The organism is Ensifer sp. NM-2 (genome assembly GCF_003024455.1).
Taxonomy (GTDB): Bacteria; Pseudomonadota; Alphaproteobacteria; order Rhizobiales; family Rhizobiaceae; genus Ensifer; species Ensifer canadensis.
This window is the reverse complement of sequence record NZ_PVZR01000015.1, coordinates 12,539-29,413: the sequence shown is the minus strand read 5'-3', so window position 1 is coordinate 29,413 and position 16,875 is coordinate 12,539. Positions and strand designations below refer to the sequence as shown.

17 protein-coding genes, 1 tRNA gene and 1 pseudogene are annotated in these 16,875 nt (G+C 61.2%); 14 read left to right on the top strand and 5 right to left on the bottom strand.

Annotation, left to right across the window (positions count from 1 at the left end):
* Positions 1 to 38 precede the first annotated feature (38 nt).
* The 3 genes and pseudogenes from C6558_RS25375 (at position 39) to tdh (ending at position 3,166) form a co-directional block, all read left to right on the top strand.
* A pseudogene (locus C6558_RS25375) lies at positions 39 to 325 on the top strand (GIY-YIG nuclease family protein).
* A 411-nt stretch (positions 326 to 736) separates the two neighbouring features.
* Complete coding sequence (locus tag C6558_RS25370) at positions 737 to 1,927, top strand: glycine C-acetyltransferase (RefSeq protein WP_107027890.1); 1,191 nt, start codon at positions 737 to 739, stop codon at positions 1,925 to 1,927.
* A 204-nt stretch (positions 1,928 to 2,131) separates the two neighbouring features.
* Positions 2,132 to 3,166: an L-threonine 3-dehydrogenase gene (tdh, locus tag C6558_RS25365; RefSeq protein WP_107027889.1), complete on the top strand. Its 1,035-nt coding sequence runs from the start codon at positions 2,132 to 2,134 to the stop codon at positions 3,164 to 3,166.
* A gap of 167 nt (positions 3,167 to 3,333) precedes the next feature.
* Here the strand turns inward: tdh and C6558_RS25360 are convergent, their stop codons facing one another.
* Positions 3,334 to 3,792, bottom strand: a complete 459-nt coding sequence (locus C6558_RS25360) for a hypothetical protein (RefSeq protein WP_025427884.1) — start codon at positions 3,790 to 3,792, stop codon at positions 3,334 to 3,336.
* A 320-nt stretch (positions 3,793 to 4,112) separates the two neighbouring features.
* Here C6558_RS25360 and C6558_RS25355 point away from each other — a divergent pair, with 320 nt between their 5' ends.
* From C6558_RS25355 to C6558_RS25340, 3 genes are all read left to right on the top strand, one after another.
* On the top strand, positions 4,113 to 4,457 hold the full coding sequence (locus C6558_RS25355) for a GFA family protein (protein ID WP_025427883.1): 345 nt from the start codon (positions 4,113 to 4,115) through the stop codon (positions 4,455 to 4,457).
* A gap of 459 nt (positions 4,458 to 4,916) precedes the next feature.
* Positions 4,917 to 6,974: an RNA polymerase sigma factor RpoD gene (rpoD, locus tag C6558_RS25345; protein ID WP_025427882.1), complete on the top strand. Its 2,058-nt coding sequence runs from the start codon at positions 4,917 to 4,919 to the stop codon at positions 6,972 to 6,974.
* Positions 6,975 to 7,157: 183 nt separating this feature from the next.
* A complete protein-coding gene (locus tag C6558_RS25340) occupies positions 7,158 to 7,451 on the top strand; it encodes a GYD domain-containing protein (protein WP_025427881.1) in 294 nt (97 codons plus the stop codon).
* A gap of 44 nt (positions 7,452 to 7,495) precedes the next feature.
* On the opposite strand, the gene C6558_RS25335 is transcribed toward C6558_RS25340, so the two are convergent.
* Together C6558_RS25335 and C6558_RS25330 are read right to left on the bottom strand one after the other, a co-directional pair.
* Positions 7,496 to 8,290 carry a DUF2066 domain-containing protein gene (locus C6558_RS25335; protein ID WP_158268959.1) on the bottom strand — a complete coding sequence of 265 codons (795 nt, stop codon included), beginning with the start codon at positions 8,288 to 8,290 and terminating at the stop codon, positions 7,496 to 7,498.
* Positions 8,291 to 8,324: 34 nt separating this feature from the next.
* Positions 8,325 to 8,738: a lysozyme inhibitor LprI family protein gene (locus C6558_RS25330; protein ID WP_025427879.1), complete on the bottom strand. Its 414-nt coding sequence runs from the start codon at positions 8,736 to 8,738 to the stop codon at positions 8,325 to 8,327.
* 234 nt (positions 8,739 to 8,972) lie between these two features.
* Between C6558_RS25330 and C6558_RS25325 the strand changes: the two genes are divergently transcribed.
* The gene (locus C6558_RS25325) at positions 8,973 to 9,542 is read left to right on the top strand and encodes a transglycosylase SLT domain-containing protein (protein WP_025427878.1); all 570 of its coding nucleotides are present in this window, start codon (positions 8,973 to 8,975) and stop codon (positions 9,540 to 9,542) included.
* Positions 9,543 to 9,568: 26 nt separating this feature from the next.
* Here C6558_RS25325 and C6558_RS25320 read toward each other — a convergent pair whose 3' ends face one another.
* Positions 9,569 to 10,021, bottom strand: a complete 453-nt coding sequence (locus C6558_RS25320) for a VOC family protein (protein WP_025427877.1) — start codon at positions 10,019 to 10,021, stop codon at positions 9,569 to 9,571.
* 227 nt (positions 10,022 to 10,248) lie between these two features.
* On the opposite strand from C6558_RS25320, the gene C6558_RS25315 reads away from it, so the two are divergent.
* The 4 genes from C6558_RS25315 (at position 10,249) to C6558_RS25295 (ending at position 12,531) form a co-directional block, all read left to right on the top strand.
* Positions 10,249 to 10,602, top strand: a complete 354-nt coding sequence (locus C6558_RS25315) for a DUF1428 domain-containing protein (protein ID WP_025427876.1) — start codon at positions 10,249 to 10,251, stop codon at positions 10,600 to 10,602.
* Between the two features lie 201 nt (positions 10,603 to 10,803).
* A complete protein-coding gene (locus C6558_RS25305; RefSeq protein ID WP_025427875.1) occupies positions 10,804 to 11,226 on the top strand; it encodes a secondary thiamine-phosphate synthase enzyme YjbQ in 423 nt (140 codons plus the stop codon).
* A gap of 164 nt (positions 11,227 to 11,390) precedes the next feature.
* Positions 11,391 to 11,795, top strand: coding sequence for a ketosteroid isomerase-related protein (locus C6558_RS25300; protein WP_025427874.1), 405 nt, complete (start codon positions 11,391 to 11,393; stop codon positions 11,793 to 11,795).
* A gap of 337 nt (positions 11,796 to 12,132) precedes the next feature.
* Entirely contained in the window at positions 12,133 to 12,531 is a 399-nt protein-coding gene (locus C6558_RS25295) for a hypothetical protein (protein WP_025427873.1), read from the top strand.
* A gap of 662 nt (positions 12,532 to 13,193) precedes the next feature.
* Here the strand turns inward: C6558_RS25295 and C6558_RS25290 are convergent.
* Positions 13,194 to 13,943, bottom strand: coding sequence for an SIMPL domain-containing protein (locus C6558_RS25290; RefSeq protein ID WP_057210308.1), 750 nt, complete (start codon positions 13,941 to 13,943; stop codon positions 13,194 to 13,196).
* A 161-nt stretch (positions 13,944 to 14,104) separates the two neighbouring features.
* On the opposite strand from C6558_RS25290, the gene C6558_RS25285 reads away from it, so the two are divergent.
* The 3 genes from C6558_RS25285 to C6558_RS25270 all read left to right on the top strand — a co-directional run bounded on the left by C6558_RS25285 (position 14,105) and on the right by C6558_RS25270 (position 16,794).
* A tRNA-Ile gene (locus C6558_RS25285) sits at positions 14,105 to 14,180 on the top strand.
* 1,063 nt (positions 14,181 to 15,243) lie between these two features.
* Complete coding sequence (locus tag C6558_RS25275) at positions 15,244 to 15,591, top strand: hypothetical protein (RefSeq protein ID WP_038576297.1); 348 nt, start codon at positions 15,244 to 15,246, stop codon at positions 15,589 to 15,591.
* Between the two features lie 180 nt (positions 15,592 to 15,771).
* Positions 15,772 to 16,794, top strand: coding sequence for a glycoside hydrolase family 26 protein (locus tag C6558_RS25270; protein ID WP_051509175.1), 1,023 nt, complete (start codon positions 15,772 to 15,774; stop codon positions 16,792 to 16,794).
* The last annotated feature ends 81 nt before the right edge of the window (positions 16,795 to 16,875 follow it).

Genomic DNA, 16,875 nt, shown 5'->3' with positions numbered 1-16,875 from the left:
ACTTGTGCAATAAGCGCGATATCGCCAATTTCCCTTTCATGAGGGGCTATGTCTACATCCTCGCGTCCAAGCGAAAGGCACGCTTTATGTTGTCGTGACGAAGGATCTCGCCACCCGGCTTTACGAACATCAGAACGACCTGACGCCCGGCTTCACATCGAGATACGTCAAGACGCTGGTCTGGTTTGAGGAGTTTGATTTGCTGACCGCGGCGATAACTCGGGAGAAAACGATCAAGAAATGGCCTCGAAAGTGGAAGTTGAACCTGATCGAACGCATGAACCCGGATTGGGAGGATATCTCGCCCTATCTGCATGCCCTCTGACCAATGATCCCGTCTCATTGTCCTGAGCTTGGGATAATATTGCCGCGATTGTTGGGGACCAGATTCTGAATACGCTGGCTGCAACTACGTCCCCTCCCTCATTCCTGTGCTTGTCACAGGAATCCAGCCGCGCTGCGTCGGCGGCGCGAATGGATGGTGCTTGATGGGACAAAGGGTGCCAGCTTCGATCTTCGACCGCTCAAAAGCTGGAGTGGCCGAAGCAATATGTCTCGCACCGCCAAGGGCGCGACATAAAATTTCAGACCAGCGGGTCTGTTGCGAAAGGCCCTGTCGTTTTCCCTCACTACTGCCTCTGCGCATGGCCTGGCCGCTGGAATTTGCTGCAACGGGAAAGCTGTCGTGGTACTCGTCTGGCACGAAACGTCCTTTTCACAGTGAAAGCGGCCCGCCATGACCAATGCTTTTCTTTCCCACCTCCGCTCCGAACTCGATGGCTTGAAATCATCAGGCCTTTACAAGTCGGAGCGGGTGATCGTCTCGAAGCAGGCGGGCGAGATCGAGGTTGCCTCGGGCGAGCGGGTGCTGAACTTCTGCGCCAACAACTATCTCGGCCTGGCCGACAATGCGGAACTGACTGAGGCCGGCAAAAAGGCGCTCGACCGTTACGGCTACGGCATGGCCTCGGTGCGCTTTATCTGCGGCACGCAGGAAGAGCACAAGCAGTTGGAGGCGCGCATCTCCGCCTTCCTCGGCCTGGAAGACACGATCCTTTATTCCTCCTGTTTCGACGCCAATGGCGGCCTGTTCGAGACGCTGCTGGGCGAAGAGGACGCGATCATCTCCGACGCCTTGAACCACGCCTCGATCATCGACGGCGTGCGCCTCTCCAAGGCCAAGCGCTTCCGCTATGCCAACAACGACATGGCGGCGCTGGAGGAAGAGCTGAAGAAGGCCGAAGGCAGTCGCTTCAAGCTGATCGCCACCGACGGCGTGTTCTCGATGGACGGCATCATCGCCAATCTCGGGGGCGTCTGTGACCTCGCCGAGAAGTACGGCGCCATGGTCATGGTCGATGACAGCCATGCGGTCGGCTTCGTCGGCAAAAACGGGCGCGGCTCGGCCGAACATTGCGGCGTCGAGGGCCGCGTCGACATCATCACCGGCACGCTCGGCAAGGCGCTCGGCGGTGCCTCGGGCGGCTATACGTCGGCCAAGGCCGAGGTTGTCGACTGGCTGCGCCAGCGCTCGCGGCCCTATCTGTTTTCCAACACGCTGGCGCCGGTGATTGCCGCCGCCTCGCTCAAAGTGTTCGACCTGATCGACAACGGCGATGGGCTGCGGGCGCGGCTGTCGGACAATGCGGCGCTGTTTCGTGACCAGATGTCGAAGCTCGGCTTCACGCTGGCCGGCGAGGGCCATCCGATCATCCCGGTGATGCTCGGCGATGCCGCACTGGCGCAGGAGATGGCGGCGCGCATGCTCAAGAAGGGCGTCTACGTCATCGGCTTCTCCTTCCCGGTGGTGCCAAAGGGCCAGGCGCGCATCCGCACGCAGATGTCGGCCGCCCACAGCGAAAACGACGTGCGCCGGGCGATCGCCGCATTCGAAGATGTCGGCCGCGAGCTCGGTGTGATCAAGTGAGTGTAGAGCTCTGCCCCTCACCCTAGCCCTCTCCCCGCAGGCGGGGAGAGGGGACGTGCCCGGCAAGAGGTTGAGCCTGCGGGCAGTCCGAGATGGGCGCAAGGGGTGCGGCATAGCCCTTCTCCCCGCGATCGCGGGGAGAAGGTGGCGGCAGCCGGATGAGGGGCAGGCCCCAGGCGGGCAGTTGATTTTGGAGACAACCAAATGACGAAGATGATGAAGGCGCTGGTCAAGACGAAGCCGGAGGTCGGGCTCTGGATGGAACGCGTGCCGGTGCCGGAGGTCGGACCGAACGACGTGCTGATCAAGGTGAAGAAGTCGGCGATCTGCGGCACCGACGTGCATATCTGGAACTGGGACCAATGGGCCCAGAAGACCATTCCGGTGCCGATGGTCGTCGGCCATGAGTTCATGGGCGAGATCGCCGCGGTCGGTTCGGCCGTCACCAAATACCATGTCGGCGAGCGGGTCTCGGGCGAGGGCCATATCGTCTGCGGCAAGTGCCGCAATTGCCGCGCCGGGCGCGGCCACCTCTGCCGCAACACGCTCGGCGTCGGCGTCAACCGGCCGGGCTCGTTCGGCGAATTCGTCTGCCTGCCGGAATACAATGTCGTGCCGATCCCGGAAGACGTTCCCGACGAGATCGCCGCGATCTTCGATCCCTTCGGCAATGCGGTGCACACCGCACTGTCGTTCGATCTGGTCGGCGAGGATGTGCTGGTGACCGGCGCCGGGCCGATCGGCATCATGGGGGCGCTGGTTGCCAAGCGCTCGGGCGCGCGCAAGGTGGTGATCACCGACATCAACCCGACGCGGCTGGAGCTTGCCCGCAAGGTCGGCATCGACTACGTCGTCGACGCCTCCAAGGAAAACCTCGCCGACGTGATGAAGGCGATCGGCATGACCGAGGGCTTCGACGTCGGGCTGGAAATGTCGGGGGCAGCACCCGCCTTCCGCGACATGATCGACAAGATGAACAATGGTGGCAAGATCGCCATTCTCGGCATCGCGCCGGCCGGCTTCGAGATCGACTGGAACAAGGTGATCTTCAAGATGCTCAACCTCAAGGGCATCTACGGCCGCGAGATGTTCGAGACCTGGTACAAGATGATCGCCTTCGTCCAGGGCGGGCTCGACCTGTCACCGGTCATCACCCACCGCATCGGCATCGACGAGTTCCGCGACGGCTTCGAGGCCATGCGCTCCGGCAACTCCGGCAAGGTCGTCATGGACTGGTAAGCGGGACGCTTCGGCGCAGTGCCGGAAACCACCAGGCCGCGCGTTCCACGGATGCGCGGCTTTTTCGTCAGCGTTTCCCGTTTAGACGGAATCGCAGAAACGCTATATCTCTTTGTTTTTGCGCATTTCCTGACGGAAAACCGCTGCGCACTTCTCCTGGAAATGCTCTAGTTGGCAAGGCCGAACTGGATCTCGATCTCGTGGTAGCGGGCGCCCGGGCCGGCCCAGCGATGATAAATCTCGCGGCTCTCGCCGGAGAAATTGTGTCTGCTCATCTCGATCTTTTCCACCAGTGGCGCATAGCCCTGGGTGAAGAGGCTTCGCATCGGGCCTTGATGCAGGGTCGAGGCTACCATGATCGGCTCGAGCTCGATCATATCCAGCGCGCCGCGATAGCCCTCGCCACGCTCGACGGGTCGGCAGATGCGCCAGTCAAAGACGGTTCTGGCGTTCTTCGGCAGGTTCTGCGCGATGAAGATCCAAGGCCCTGCGGGCTTGCGCCCCGCCCGGCCGATCTCCGCCTCGATCAGCGGTGCCAGCTCGGCGGCTGCATGCCTGACGTCCGGGATTGTGATCCTGCGCGCAATGCTGATGACGCGCATGGCGTCGGTTTCCTTGATGTTCATTCTGGCCTCCGTTTCCTGCAGCGCCGCGCGTCTTTTCAGACGCGCAAAGGTCGCTGTAGCGCTTTGAATTGCCGCATGTTTTTGTCCATAAATCGGGTACGATTTAAGGAAACATGCAGTAGGGCGGAAGGTCTTTCGAGATCGGGTCGCGGGCAAGCGAAAAACCGGAATAATGTTGCGAACTCTAAGACGAAGTCCGCCGTTTCAGGAATTGTTTTGCGTCTTGTTGATCCGGCTTGTTCGTCGGCTGCGGTGCACTATCTTTGCCGACGCTGCCGATGTCTGCGATCAGCGGTTGAGACGATCAGAGGAGCCCGTGCATGCGCTATGAGGGAAGCTGTCATTGTGGAAAGATTGCCTTCGAAGTTGAGGGGAACTTCGCCGAGGCGATCGATTGCAATTGTTCGATGTGTCGCCGGCGTGGCGGATTGCTGGCCTTCGTTTCGCGCGACAGTCTGAGGCTGAAGACGCCGGAAGCTGATCTCTCGACCTATGAATTCAACAGGCATGTCATCAAGCATCATTTCTGCAACCATTGTGGCATCGCACCCTTCGGCGAAGGGGCCGGTCCGAACGGACCCATGGCGGCCGTCAACCTGCGCTGTCTGCCGGAGTTCGACATTGAGGCAGTGAAGATCGTCAAATATGACGGGCTTTCGGTGTGAGGGTGCCAACGCGTATAGTCATGGTTGCGCCGTTGGCCAAGGCACAACGGAGCCTTGCCGATAAGCGGTATCGACCCTTGTCTTTTGACGGGCAGCGCCTACATGTTCAGCGGACGCTGATAAACACCAAAAAACATGAACTGAGGCGATTTTTGCCGAATCGGGCGGTTTTTCAGCGGAAATGCTTGACGGGATCGAAAATTCTGGGAATCACCATTTCCAAGCAAGAAATGGCGAAATGACACGGCGGTTAGGATATCATGCCAGTAGTGCTTCAGTGGCAGGACTGTCGGAGCTTGCCCGCTTTGCCACGATCGCTATCGTGGTTAATCAGGAATTAAACATCATCCCGTTACGTCAGGGGAAATGATTCGGTGGCGGGTGCGCGGCGCACCCGGACCTTCGAGCGGCATTTGCACCGGGCTCACGCCGGTTGCGACAAGGAAAGCGACGAACTAAATGGCAACCAAAGTCAAAGAAAACGAAGAAGCTGACGTTGAACGCGAAGGCGCTCCGGACGGCCCGCTTCTCGATCTTTCCGATGACGCTGTCAAGAAGATGATCAAGGCCGCCAAGAAGCGCGGCTATGTGACGATGGACGAATTGAACTCCGTCCTGCCGTCCGAAGAAGTCACCTCCGAGCAGATCGAAGACACGATGGCGATGCTCTCCGACATGGGCATCAACGTCATCGAAGACGAGGAAGCTGAGGAAGCCGCCGGCGGCAGCAGCGACGACGAAAGCAGCGACGACGACAACGACGGCGAAGGCGGCGAACTGGCCCCTTCCGGCGGCACGGCGCTTGCGGCGACGAAGAAGAAAGAGCCGACCGACAGAACCGATGACCCGGTGCGCATGTATCTGCGCGAAATGGGTTCGGTAGAGCTTCTGTCGCGCGAGGGCGAAATCGCGATTGCCAAGCGCATCGAGGCTGGCCGCGAGACGATGATCGCTGGTCTCTGTGAGAGCCCGTTGACGTTCCAGGCGCTGATCATCTGGCGCGACGAACTCAACGAAGGCCAGACGCTGCTGCGCGAGATCATCGATCTCGAAACCACCTATTCCGGTCCCGAGGCAAAGGCTGCTCCGCAGTTCCAGAGCCCGGAAAAGATCGAGGCTGACCGCAAGGCTGCCGAGGAAAAGGAAAAGACCCGCAAGGTTCGCGCCGCCAACGACGACGACATCACCAATGTCGGCGGCGATGTCATGCCGAGCGAGGAGGAAGAGGAAGACGACGACGAGTCGAACCTCTCGCTCGCCGCCATGGAAGCGGAACTGCGCCCGCAGGTCATGGAAACCCTCGACATCATCGCCGAGACCTACAAGAAGCTGCGCAAGCTGCAGGACCAGCAGGTGGAAGCCCGCCTGGCTGCCACTGGCACGCTGTCGCCTGCCCAGGAGCGCCGCTACAAGGAGCTCAAGGACGAGCTGATCAAGGCGGTCAAGTCGCTGTCGCTCAACCAGAACCGCGTCGACAGCCTCGTCGAGCAGCTCTACGACATCTCCAAGCGCCTGATGCAGAACGAAGGCCGCCTGTTGCGCCTGGCCGAATCCTACGGCGTCAAGCGTGACTCGTTCCTCGAGCAGTATTCCGGCGCCGAACTCGACCCGAACTGGATGAAGTCGATCAGCAACCTGGCCGGCAAGGGCTGGAAGGAATTCGCCAAGAGCGAAAACCAGACGATCCGCGACATCCGCCAGGAGATCCAGAACCTTGCGACCGAAACCGGCATCTCGATCGCCGAATTCCGCCGCATCGTCTCGATGGTGCAGAAGGGCGAGCGCGAAGCGCGCATCGCCAAGAAGGAAATGGTCGAAGCGAACCTGCGCCTCGTCATCTCCATCGCCAAGAAGTACACCAACCGCGGCCTGCAGTTCCTCGATCTCATTCAGGAAGGCAACATCGGCCTGATGAAGGCGGTCGACAAGTTCGAATACCGTCGCGGTTACAAGTTCTCGACCTATGCGACCTGGTGGATCCGTCAGGCGATCACCCGTTCGATCGCCGACCAGGCCCGCACGATCCGCATTCCGGTGCACATGATCGAAACGATCAACAAGATCGTTCGCACGTCGCGCCAGATGCTGCATGAAATCGGTCGCGAACCGACGCCGGAAGAATTGGCCGAGAAGCTCGCCATGCCGCTCGAAAAGGTCCGCAAGGTCCTGAAGATCGCCAAGGAGCCGATCTCGCTCGAAACCCCGGTGGGCGACGAAGAGGATTCGCATCTCGGCGATTTCATCGAGGACAAGAATGCGCTGCTGCCGATCGATGCCGCCATCCAGGCGAACCTGCGCGAAACGACGACCCGCGTTCTTGCCTCGCTGACGCCGCGCGAAGAGCGCGTCCTGCGCATGCGCTTCGGCATCGGCATGAACACCGACCATACGCTCGAAGAAGTCGGCCAGCAGTTCTCGGTTACCCGCGAACGTATCCGTCAGATCGAGGCGAAGGCGCTGCGCAAGCTCAAGCATCCGAGCCGCTCGCGCAAGCTGCGCTCGTTCCTCGACAGCTAAGCGGTCGAAGGTCGAACCATCAAGAAGCCGGGCGCTCAGCCCGGCTTTTTTGTTGTTCCGATGCTTTCTTGTAGGTGTCTTCGCACAGGACTATACTTCCCCTTTCGGAGCAATTGGGGCACCCGGCTTGAAGCACGGGCAGTCGCACCGTGGGCGTGAAGCGTGCCCTCATGGAGGTGTGAAATGACCACTTATGTCGTGCTCCTCAACTGGACAGAGCAGGGCGTTAAGAACGTGCGCGAGTCTCCCAAGCGGCTCGACGCGGCCAAGAAGATGCTCGCCGACATGGGCGGCTCCTTCAAACATTTCTTTCTGACCATGGGCGAGTACGACATGGTGGCTATCTGCGAGGCGCCTGACGATGCGGTGGCGGCGCGCTTTGCCATGACGCTCGGCATGGGTGGCAATGTGCGCACGCGGACGCTCAAGGCCTTCCCGGAAGCCGCCTATCGCGAGTTGGTCGCGTCCCTGGGCTGAGATCAGCAGGCGCTGAGCGCAACAATCGGCAATACGATGCTTATCTACGGCGCGCCGTTGCCGGAGAGTATGCGCGCGGCGCCGCGCATGGCATCCCGAAAGGCCTCGTCGAAGCTGACGCCGCGGATCTGCCAGCGATACTCCCTGCCGTTTTCGGTGATGCGCCAGTCGGCGATCCAGCCGCGGGCGGCATCGGACCATACGAGGGTGCCGGCGAGGGGCACTTCCGCGCCGATATCCGTTGCGAGCTGTTTGAGCTCGGCCGGCCGCTGGCGCGATAGATGGACGAAATCAAGGTCTTTGCTTGTAAGCGTTGCAGCATCGGGCAGCCGCACCGAGAGCGCCAGCGGTACTGCCGCGACGGCAAGCGAATCCGCCATATACGGGCTCTCGCTGCCGTCGCGCGTCAGCACGAAGCGGCGCCTCTGATCGTGAACGGCAAGCAGCACGGCGATTGTCGGCCGCGGCGACAGCCACGGCTTGCGCCCGAGCTTTGCCAGGAGCGGATCGATGGTGGTGGGATCGAAACGGCAGGTAAGGTCATGCGGGCGGTCATGCGTTCCCTGCTCGTCATGAATCGGGACGCCTTCCAGCCGGTCGCGGTAGGAGAACGAGGCGACGAACTCTGCGGCTTGCACCTGCAGGGCGGCAAGTGCCGTGCTCCCCGTGAGCGTGAAATCGCCGGAGACCTTGACGAGAACCTCGCTCAGGCATTCGCGAAAGCCGATCTGCCGGTTCTGCTCGCCGGTGCCTGTGACGATCGCATCGCTGACATAGAGCGCCGTCCGGTCGGCGGCTTGCGCGCCGGTCCACAACAGCCCGATGATCGCTGCGGTCATCACAAGCGTTTTGGCTAGCCTGCCCATCAGCCCGTCAGTTTACCGGCGGCAGCGGGCAGCTGAGGTCGCCTTCCTGACAGCTGAGATAGCCCTTGAAATCCTTGACGCGGTTCTGGGTCAGGTTATCGCGGCACAGAAGGACGATCATCGGATAGGCGGTGCCGCCCGTAACCCCGGCGGCGGAAAAATCGCATTCGGCATCACGGAAGGCGATCCATGCCTTTTGTGCGGCAATGAGCAGCTTGGTGGTGTCCTGGTCGTCCTTCAGGCGCGCCTCGATCTGCTTGTAGAGGGTGTTGAGTTCGGTGTCGGAGGCCTTGAGGGATTTATCAGCGCATTCGTTCATCGTCGCCTGGTCGCTGGCATTGGCGCAATCGTCGGCCCATGCGGCGGGTGCAAGGCCCACCAGTCCGACAAGGGTTGCAAACATCAAAGCAGGAAACCGCATGTCTTCGCTCTCCTCGTTTCGCGCCTGCCGCCGTCGACGCGCGCTCGCATGATCTTCGGAAACCTGCGGACGCGCAAAGGACGCCGTAGCACTTTGAACCTGCTGCATAATTTATCCTTAAATCGGATCCGACTTCAGGACGTATGCGGTAGCCCCGCAATCAATCGTATTCGATTCAAAACCGATCCTTAACGTTTACGTTTTATCAATCTCTCGGAAACGAGAGGTTCGAAGATGCGTTGCGTTTTTGTCGTCGTCCTCCTGTTGCTGGCCGGTTGCGCAACGGTGCCGAGAGACACCCGGAACGCGTGCGCGGTTTTCGAGCAGCGAGATGGCCTTTTCAACAATTGGCGCCGCGCCGCCTATCAGGCGGAGCGCGAATATGGCGTGCCCGTTCCGGTGCTGATGGCGACGATCTATACGGAATCCGGCTTCCGCCATAATGCCAAGCCGCCGCGCACAAAACTCTTCGGCTTCATTCCCTGGACGCGCGTTTCATCGGCCTATGGCTATTCGCAGGCGCTCGACGGCACCTGGGCGCGCTACCAGAGCGAAACCGGCCGCTGGACGGCGCGGCGTTCGGATTTCGGCGACGCCATCCGCTTCATTGCCTGGTATCACCGCGAAAGCAGCCAGAAGAACGGCATCGCGCTCAACGACGCCTATCGGCTCTACATCGCCTATTATCACGGGCATGCCGGTTATGCCCGCGGCAACTGGAGCGACACGGCCAAGACCGGCGCCAAACGCGCCTCTGGCATGGCCTCGCTCTATAGCCGCCAACTCAACGGTTGCGGAAGCTGATGTCATATCAGCAGCTGGCATAGGGCTCAGCCGGCGGCGGCCTTTTCAAGCCCGGCGACGTCGATCTTGACCATGCCCATCATCGCCTGCTGGGCGCGGCCGGCGCGGGCCGGATCAGGATCGCTCAGGTGCTGCATCAGCGCATCCGGTATGATCTGCCAGGCAAGGCCGAAGCGGTCCTTCAGCCAGCCGCAGTGCTGCGGCGTGCCGCCGTCGAGCAGGCGCTCCCAATAATAGTCGACCTCCGCCTGATCGGCACAGCGCACGAAGAACGAGACGGCTTCGGAAAACTTGAAATGCGGCCCGCCGTTGAGCCCCATGAACGCCTGTCCCTCAAGCTCGAACGAGGCGGTGAACGCCTTACCGTCAGGCCCTTTCTTGACGTCGGTGACGCGGGAATTGCGGAAGATGGAGGTATAGAACTGGATGGCGTCTTCGAGCTGGTTGTCGAACCAGAGAAAGGGCGTGATCTTCTGCATGACTGTTGCTCCCTTGGGCGGTGGTCTTCCCAAGGACGAACGAAAAGCGGATGTGCCGACAGGCGACCCGGATTTTTTCTCAAAGCCTTGAGTGGCCGCAACAGGCCGGCCGGCAAAGGCGGCGAGGGCACCCAAGCATTCATCATCTGAAAAAATCGCTGGTTTTGTCGGAACCTTTCCATCCCGTTCGTCCTTTGTTGGTCGAAGCAACCGAGGAGGATATCGACATGAGTTACGTGGATGGTTTCATCGTTGCCGTGCCCAAGGGCAATATCGAGGCCTACAAGGACATGGCGCGGCAGGCGGGCGATGTGTGGATGGAGCATGGCGCACTCTCCTATGCCGAATGCCTCGGCGACGACGTGCCCTATGGCGAGGTGACGTCCTTTCCCCGCGCCGTGCAGGCCAAGGACGACGAGACCGTGGTCTTTTCCTGGATCGTCTACAAGTCGCGCGCCGACCGTGACGCGATCGTTGCCAAGGTGATGGCGGATCCGCGGCTGCAAGGCGATGCCTGGAAGGATGTGTTCGATGGCAAGCGCATGATCTATGGCGGATTCGAGGCTTTTCTCGAGAAATAGACTTGGCGGGAGGCCTACAGCGCCGCGCGTCTTATTAAACGCGCAAAGGTCGCTGTAGCCCTTTGAATTGCTGCATGTTTTATCCTTAAATCGAATAGGATTTAAGGAGACCTGCAGTGGGCTTGACTTGGCAGCGGCTTTTGCCAAACCCGTTCAGGTGGCGGCGCGCTTGCCGCCGCCAGCCGAGGAGAACCAACGCCGATGCCGCAGACCACGATCGTCATTTCCACCCGCGGCCAGGGGCTCTACGAGTTCACCGACGAGGCGGCAGACTTCGTCAGCGCCAACGGCGCGGGCGAGGGGCTTTTGACCCTGTTCGTCCGCCACACCTCCTGCTCGCTGTTGATCCAGGAAAACGCCGATCCCGACGTGAAGCGGGACCTCCGCGAGTTCTTCGCCCGGCTGGTGCCGCCATCCTCCGATCCGTCGATGCGCTGGGTGGTGCACACGCAGGAGGGGCCAGACGATATGCCCGCTCACATCAAGGCGGCGCTGACGCAGGTGTCGATCGGCGTGCCCGTCAATGCGGGCCGCATGGCGCTCGGCACCTGGCAGGGGCTCTATCTCTTCGAACACCGCGACCGGCCGCACCGCCGCGAGATCGTGCTGCATCTGGGGCCATGACATCTGCCGATTGACCGCGGCAACGTCTTGAAGGGGACTGTCACCCCTCCATATTGGTTAGGGAACGGGGTGCGAACGAAATTTGCCGGCGCGTTCGTTCGATCGTCGTTTCCTCGTCTGCCGTCCGAAAGGCATGGCCATACGCAATCAGCATCGAGGTAGATATGACCGACGCGCAGACCATTGCCAGCCGCTTCATCGAGGCGCTCAACGACCGCGATTTCCACGCCTTGGCGCGGCTTGTCGACGAGGACGTGGCGCTTGATTCGCTGACCGGCCAGCGCACCGTCGGCGTCGAGCCGCTGCGGGCAAGCATCATGACCTATCTCCGGCATTTCGACGAAACCTATGGCGACATCGTGCTGATGCGCGACAATTTCGGCCAGCGGATTGCCGCCGATGTGACGGCGCGCGGCACCTATCGTGAGACGCTGGAGGGCTTTCCCGCCGCATCCGGCCAAACCTATTCGATCCCCACCGTCTTCGTATTCGAGATCGAGGACCAGTCGATCACCCGGCTCAGCCATTATCGCAACATGCGGGCTTTCGAAGCCGAACTTGCCGGCTGATCGGCAGCGACGCATCACGGCCGCCTCAAGGAAATCGTGGCGATCTTTTTATGCCGCCCGTCGCGCGCGGTATCGCAATCCTGCGTGCCGGGGATTCCATTAATCAACTGCTATTTCTAGCGAAAATCCGGTTCTGGTGCGGCAGCACCGCGCCGTTGCGGCTCGCTTAAAAGTCGAACGAATCTTTGTCTCCCGCCGGTTTTCGTCAGGTGCCCGCAATCTGAACCCCGCATGAATGTGCAGTTCCGCTAGCGTTCAGTTTGGCGCCGCTATTGTCCGATCAATCGCTTGGGACGGTGATTGCAGATTGAACCCTTCAAGCCCTCGGAGAAAGACCATGAAGAATACCCTCATCAACGCAGCCGCCGCCGTCGTCATCGGTTTGACCGGCCTCGTGGGCGCCGCTTCCACCGCTTCCGCAGAAACCGTCGAATTCGGCTTCGGCTCGGGCGGTGGCGTCCAGGTCCAGTATCGCGACTACGACGGTGGTTATGGTGACGAGCGCGACTGGGGTCGCGAGCGCCGCGGTCCGGACCGTGGCTGGGATGGCGGTGGCCGCCGTAGCCGTTGCGCCCCCTGGATGGCCGTCGACAAGGCCCGTGACCATGGCCTGCGCCGCGCCCATGTCGCCGATGTCTCGCACCGCCGCGTCGTCGTCGAAGGCAGCCGCCGCGGCTATCGCCAGACGATCGCGTTCGCCAACGTTCGCGGCTGCCCCTTTATCGGCCGCTGGTAATCCAAGCCTTTTCCGTCCTGTCTCCCCCGGCCGGCGGAAATGCGCCCCCTCACGCCCCAGGCGTGAGGGGTTTTTCTTTGTCTGAGACACATCGCAGAAGAGCAGGGCTGGGCCGCACGCCACAAGTCTCTGGTCCACCTGGCGCTGTTGCGAAGCCGCGACCCACTTTGCGTTGTTTGGCGGGAGGGCTGCCTCAGTGGCCGGGCAAAGCGTGGCTCTGCCAATCAAAGCGCGCAGCAATTCCAAGTGCTACAGCGACTTTGCGCGTCTGATACGACGCGCGGCGCTGTCGTGCGTGGGACCGTATGCGCTCCATCCGGTGAGCAGCATACCGCAGAGCGATGCCTTGGCATCGGCCGCGACGCTGGTTAGCCGACAGAGGGTCCACCCGGAGGGGGTCGGTGCTTCTGGCCTCCAGACGGGGTCGATAATCCTCAGCGGCCGGGTTCTCTTGTTTTACCCATGTCGTTATCGCAAGCCTGCGGCACACTTTCGCGACATGCTTCAATCTCAAGCCGGACAGAAAAAGCCCCGCGCGGTTGTAACCGCACGGGGCTTTGCTATGCGACTGATGCCCGCCTAAGCGAAGCGTCGTACCGAGCCAACTGCAGGCCCGCAAAACCCGCCCGCACTTTCCGCGGGACGGGCCTCAGCGGTCGGTCTTACTGCTTGATCGCGAAGGTGACGTTGACGGTCACGTTGTAGCTGTTTTCGCCCGTTGCCATCGGCACGGAGTCGGCTGCGTATTCCTTGGCCATGCCGGCGCGCATCATCGGCACCGGCTCCGGGCGGAAGCCCTGTTCGGTGATCTCGACGATGTTGCCGAGCGAGACGCCGGCAGCTTCGGCCAGAACCTTGGCCTTCTCGATGGCGTCGGCAACGGCTGCCTTGCGCGCTTCGGTGATGGTGCCTTCCGGCTTGTCGTTGGTGAACTGGATGCCGCCGCCCTGGTTGACGCCCAATGTCACCGATTTGTCGACGATGTCACCGAGCTTGGCGAGGTCGCGCACGCGCACGCTGACGCCGTTGGCCACCTGGTAGCCGATCAGCTCCGGCGGGCGGTTGCCGCCGTCATTGTTGGGCGGGTAGTTGTATTGCGGGTTGACCGAAAAGCCGCTCGTCTGCAGGTCGCGCTCGGCAATGCCGCCGTCCTTCAGCGCAGCCAGAACCTCGGCCATCGTCTTGTTGTTGGCGTCGAGCGCCTCGCGGGCGGTCTTGGCGTCCTTGACGACGCTCAGCTGCAGGATGGCCATGTCAGGCGCGATCGATGAGCGGCCTTCGCCGGCCACGGTGATGATCGCTTCGCGCTTTTTGGCGGGATCTTGCGCGTGCGCGCCGGCAGCGGCAATACCCGCAAAGGCGGCGGCCAAGGCAGCAATGGAAAGCGTGCGGGCAGTGCGTGTGGAAGTCATGGTTCGTGTCTCTCCGGTTGTTTCTGTCCCTGCTGCTTTCATGCTTAGCGATTGTGTGGGCATTGCGGCAATGACTTGTCGTCAAAAAGGTTTTCGGCTAGAGCCATTGCCGATCACGAACTGCCATTGGTTCGCTGAGTCCCGGATCTTTGATCCGGCGTGGGCCTGTAGCTCAATGGTTAGAGCCGGCGGCTCATAACCGCTTGGTTGGGGGTTCGAGTCCCTCCGGGCCCACCATTGTAACCTACCGGCGAATGTTTGCGAGATCTGCGTCTCAAGCCTGTTAAATCATTGCGTTCGATGAAGCGTAAAGCGGGCGTGAGGTCTCTATCCTCGTGCAACGCGTAGGATGTGAGCGGAAATCCTGTAAAATGCTAACAACACGCGCTTGATTGCTGAAGCTATATGCAAGGCAGACGTGAAACGCCTAAAAATTGCAATGGCCGACAAAGCGAGCCTGATAAGGACGTCTCTCATGAAAGGCTCGCGCCGGCCCGGGACCTCGCGCCCACCAGGGTTCTTTCCGCGACCTAAAAATGGCTCAACAGCAGTCGCGCTGGAGAACCGCGCTCCTGGCTGCTCTACGGTTAGATACTTCTCATCTGTGAGATAACCGCCGAGCGGTCAAAAAAATGCCCGCCGGAGCGGGCAGTTTTGGAGTGGGCGCATACGCTCAAACATGTTGCGCCTGGAAGCCAAGGTGCGTCACAGAGGTCAACACTGTGTAAACAGCCGGCAGCCAGAAATGAGGGGGACTTTGGTCGGGCCCGGTTTTGCGCCGAGCGTCCCGCGGACGAACGGCTGTTGCGGCTTGACAGGTGATCGGCGCGCATGGCGGCGATGGCGGCTGGTGCGGCAGGCGCTGCGAAGGGAAGGAAGACAGGCGCGCAACTGGCGCATGGTCGACGTCGGTGTGCGGTCGAAATCGGTGCGCGTGGGTTGGCGGCCCGGCCTGATGATCTCACAGCGTTTCTTTGTTGCGGCCACGTATCGCGCCTTGGCTGGGCGGCGGCTGGCGAGGCGAAGGCCCGTGCCTGCCGCGCCGATTTCGGTCGTCCGTACGTGTGAAAAGACATCGCTAAGAAAGAAACTCTTAATTTTAGCTGTCAATAATAAGAAGTGGGGGTTGAACTTCTTGGGTGATTCCCGCTACTGCATGTTTCCTTAAATCCTATTCGATTTAAGGATCAAAACATGCAGCCATTCAAAGTGCTGCAGCGACCTTTGCGCGTCTAACAAGACGCGCGGCGCTGTAGGGAAGTTGCCAAGCGGCGCTGGCCGCTTCTTCGAAAGGATGCTTATGCGAAGCCTAACCGCCTTGGGCGGCGCACGCCGCACCACCGTTTCGGGTTTCAAGTATCTCGTACCTGCCTCGCTTCTCGGTCTTCTGCTTGTCTCATCCGGCTGTTCGTCGGCGAGTATGGCTGAAAGCCCGCTGTTTGCGTCTGCCGGCTCCAAGGCAGCCGTAAGCGCACCGAGCGCGGGCGCGAAGCAGGGCAAGCTGATCAAGGTTGCGGAAGAGGACGATATCGTGGAGCCGCTGCCGGCAAGACGGCGCGTTTCCGCCTATCTCGGCCGCGCGCCCTATATCTGCTCGCCGAGCGGTTTCGGCCATACGTCGCGCTGCTTCCTCAGAAGCTCGCTGTAAAGCCATTCCCATAGGGCGGAGCGCCACAGCACCCCGTTTCATTCCGAGTGCCGTTAGACCGTTTCCGCGTTGGATGCACGAACGGAAATACTCAAGCTCCTTGTGTTCCAGGCAACTCCGGGCGGAACCTTCCCGGGCTTTTCCTGGAAATGCTCAAAGTCCTCCTGCCGGAGACAGCTCTTGTCGATTGCGATGTTCAGATCGGTGTTTTTGGCCGGCCTCATGGCGCTTCTGCCGGTGGCGGGTGCCTCGCGGGTTGCGGCTGCCGATCTCGGCGGCACGGTCGATCGCGTGCTGACGACGGGCTCGATCAGCTCGGCGGCGCGGTCTGCCGGCACGCCCGGCGGCGAGGTCGCGATCGGCGTCTACGATCCGCATGACGCGGTCACGGGCAGCGCTGCGCTCACGATCGAGCATGTCTTCATCTATTGGCAGGCGCTCGACAAGGCGATGCTGAAGCGCAAGATCGCCATTGCCGAGGGCCAAGGGCGGGCGCTGATGATCTCCGTCGAGCCCTATACCCATGCGAGCAACTGGCGGGCGGGCGGCGAGCGGCTGTTTGCCGATATCGGCCGCGGTCGTTTCGACCGCGAGATCGGCGATATCTGCCGGCGTGCCGGCGCGGTTGCAGCGCCGGTCTACATGCGCTGGGGCCACGAGATGGAGGACCCTGACGGCCGCTATCCCTGGGCGCGGCGCGACATGGACGGCTATAAGAAGGCGTTTCGCTATTTCGTTAGAAGCTGCCGGGAGCTGGCGCCTGACGCTCGCTTCGTCTGGTCGCCCAAGGGCCATCGCAACCTTGCCGGCTACTATCCCGGCGACGATGTCGTCGATGCCATCGGCATTCCCGTGTGGGGTCTGCAGAAGATGGATGTGGACTATTGGGGGCGGGAGCGCAGCTTCGGCGAGACGCTTGGCGAAAAATACCGCCGCGTCGAAGGCTTTGGAAAGCCTGTGATGATTGCCGAGCTTGGGGTTGCCGGTTCAGCGGATTACAAGCGCGCCTGGTACGCAGAAATCTTCGATCGCAGGACTTATCGCGCGCGTTTCCCGCTGTTGACGGCCGTGGTGTTCTTCAACGACAGGGAGCCTTACAAGTGGCCGCTTGGCTATGGCTCGCCGGACTGGCGGCTGGACAAGGCCGCGCTGGCAGCACTTGTTTCCGACAAGGTCGAAATCGTCGGCCGGCCGACGCAATAGCGGCTGATGCATGTCGCGCAAAAGTGTGCAGCGGTTTTGCGAAAACGGCATGCGGTTTAAGAGCGGTGGACGCACCGGCCG

Coding starts and splice junctions, on each gene's coding strand:
- C6558_RS25300 (WP_025427874.1), top strand. CDS start 11,391: ATGACCGACGCGCAGACCATTGCCAGCCGCTTCATCGAGGCGCTCAAC.
- C6558_RS25290 (WP_057210308.1), bottom strand. CDS start 13,943: ATGACTTCCACACGCACTGCCCGCACGCTTTCCATTGCTGCCTTGGCC.
- rpoD (WP_025427882.1), top strand. CDS start 4,917: ATGGCAACCAAAGTCAAAGAAAACGAAGAAGCTGACGTTGAACGCGAA.
- C6558_RS25320 (WP_025427877.1), bottom strand. CDS start 10,021: ATGCAGAAGATCACGCCCTTTCTCTGGTTCGACAACCAGCTCGAAGAC.
- C6558_RS25325 (WP_025427878.1), top strand. CDS start 8,973: ATGCGTTGCGTTTTTGTCGTCGTCCTCCTGTTGCTGGCCGGTTGCGCA.
- C6558_RS25370 (WP_107027890.1), top strand. CDS start 737: ATGACCAATGCTTTTCTTTCCCACCTCCGCTCCGAACTCGATGGCTTG.
- C6558_RS25340 (WP_025427881.1), top strand. CDS start 7,158: ATGACCACTTATGTCGTGCTCCTCAACTGGACAGAGCAGGGCGTTAAG.
- C6558_RS25275 (WP_038576297.1), top strand. CDS start 15,244: ATGCGAAGCCTAACCGCCTTGGGCGGCGCACGCCGCACCACCGTTTCG.
- C6558_RS25335 (WP_158268959.1), bottom strand. CDS start 8,290: ATGACCGCAGCGATCATCGGGCTGTTGTGGACCGGCGCGCAAGCCGCC.
- tdh (WP_107027889.1), top strand. CDS start 2,132: ATGACGAAGATGATGAAGGCGCTGGTCAAGACGAAGCCGGAGGTCGGG.
- C6558_RS25315 (WP_025427876.1), top strand. CDS start 10,249: ATGAGTTACGTGGATGGTTTCATCGTTGCCGTGCCCAAGGGCAATATC.
- C6558_RS25355 (WP_025427883.1), top strand. CDS start 4,113: ATGCGCTATGAGGGAAGCTGTCATTGTGGAAAGATTGCCTTCGAAGTT.
- C6558_RS25330 (WP_025427879.1), bottom strand. CDS start 8,738: ATGCGGTTTCCTGCTTTGATGTTTGCAACCCTTGTCGGACTGGTGGGC.
- C6558_RS25305 (WP_025427875.1), top strand. CDS start 10,804: ATGCCGCAGACCACGATCGTCATTTCCACCCGCGGCCAGGGGCTCTAC.
- C6558_RS25295 (WP_025427873.1), top strand. CDS start 12,133: ATGAAGAATACCCTCATCAACGCAGCCGCCGCCGTCGTCATCGGTTTG.
- C6558_RS25360 (WP_025427884.1), bottom strand. CDS start 3,792: ATGAACATCAAGGAAACCGACGCCATGCGCGTCATCAGCATTGCGCGC.